This is a genomic window from Streptomyces sp. NPDC006265 (assembly GCF_040613555.1).
In the GTDB taxonomy this organism is placed as follows: domain Bacteria; phylum Actinomycetota; class Actinomycetes; order Streptomycetales; family Streptomycetaceae; genus Streptomyces.
The window spans coordinates 1-1,484 of sequence record NZ_JBEXSH010001382.1 but is presented as its reverse complement, the minus strand read 5'-3'; the positions used below and the strand labels follow the sequence as shown (position 1 = coordinate 1,484).

The 1,484-nt window shown below is 71.9% G+C and carries 3 protein-coding genes; all 3 read right to left on the bottom strand.

Features of this window, described 5'->3' with window-relative positions:
• Nucleotides 1–467, bottom strand: a 467-nt coding sequence (locus tag ABZ281_RS49100) for a reverse transcriptase-like protein (RefSeq protein WP_356665317.1), incomplete at its 3' end; no start/stop codon positions are given.
• 20 nt (nucleotides 468–487) lie between these two features.
• Nucleotides 488–1,231, bottom strand: a complete 744-nt coding sequence (locus ABZ281_RS49095) for a C4-type zinc ribbon domain-containing protein (RefSeq protein ID WP_356665319.1) — start codon at nucleotides 1,229–1,231, stop codon at nucleotides 488–490.
• The coding region (locus ABZ281_RS49090; protein ID WP_356665315.1) for a Nif3-like dinuclear metal center hexameric protein at nucleotides 1,228–1,484 on the bottom strand (257 nt) is incomplete at its 5' end. The genes ABZ281_RS49095 and ABZ281_RS49090, both read right to left, overlap by 4 nt.

The window sequence follows — 1,484 nt, the reverse complement described above, 5'->3', positions numbered from 1 at the left end:
GCAGCCTCACCCGCCGTGTCCAGTTCCGCCGTGGACTCCGCCTCCGACCACTGCTCGCCCCGGGCTCCCGCGTCCATCGCCTCGTTGGCCAGCCGGTCCGCGTGTTTGTTCTGCGCCCTCGGCAGCCACTCGTACGTGACCCGCCCGGGTGGGAAGACCCGGGCCGCCTGCGCGGCCAGGGGCTTCATGTCGGGGTGCTTGATCTTCCAGCGGCCCGACATCTGCTCGACGACGAGCTTGGAGTCCATCCGGACGTGGACCGTCGCCGCCGGGTCCAGCGCGTGGGCGGCGCGCAGTCCGGCGAGGAGGCCGCGGTACTCGGCGACGTTGTTCGTGGCGACGCCGATGTACTCGGCGGCCTCCCGCAGGGTCTCCCCCGTCGCCGCGTCGCTGACGACGGCCCCATAGCCGGCGGGCCCGGGGTTGCCCCGCGAGCCGCCGTCGGCCTCGACGATGAACTCCCGCACCGGAAGGGCTCCTTGAAGGCCTAGAGACCGGACTCGGACGTGCGCACCAGGATGCGGCGGCAGTTCTCGCAGCGGAACACCGTGTCGGGTGCCGCCTTGCGGATCTCGGCCAGCTCGGTGATGGCGAGCTCCTGCCGGCAGCCCTGGCAGCTGCGCGCGTACAGCTTCGCCGCGCCGACGCCGCCCTGCTGCCCGCGCAGCTTGTCGTAGAGCTTCAGCAGATCGGCCGGAATGGAACCGGCGACGACCTCGCGCTCCTTGGTGACCGTGGCGACCTCGCCGTCGATCTGCTCGAAGGCGGCGGCGCGGCGCGCGGTCGCGTCGTCGATCTTCGACTGGACGGAGGTGACGCGCTCGGTCAGCTCGGCGACCCGCTCCTGCGCGGATTCGCGGCGCTCCATGACCTCCAGCACCACGTCCTCCAGATCACCCTGCCGCTTGGCGAGGGAGGCGATCTCGCGCTGGAGGTTCTCCAGGTCCTTGGGGGAGGTGACGGCACCCGAGTCGAGGCGCTGCTGGTCGCGGGTGGAGCGCTGGCGCACCTGGTCCACGTCCTGCTCGGCCTTGGTCTGCTCACGGGCGGTGTCGCTCTCCTCGGTCTGCGCGGCCACGAGCAGGTCGCGCAGCTGGGTGAGGTCCTTGGTCAGCGACTCGATCTCGGCGTGCTCGGGCAGCGACTTGCGCTTGTGCGCGAGCTGCTGGAGACGGACGTCGAGGTCCTGGACGTCGAGGAGTCGGATCTGGTCGGCGGGCGCGGCGTTCAGTTCGGGGCTCCAAGGGGATCAGAAGGGGGCGAGGCCGCGTGCGCGGTCCAGGGGTCGGTGACCGTCTTCGAGACGTGGACGCGCAGGTCCCATCCGTGCCGGTCGGAGATCTCGTCGAGCTGGCTCGCGGCCAGCTCGCACCAGGGCCACTCGGTGGCCCAGTGCGCCGCGTCGAGCAGCGCGAGGGAGCTGTGGGCGCGGGCCTCCGAGACGGGGTGGTGGCGCAGGTCCGCGGTGAGGAAGGCGTCGACCC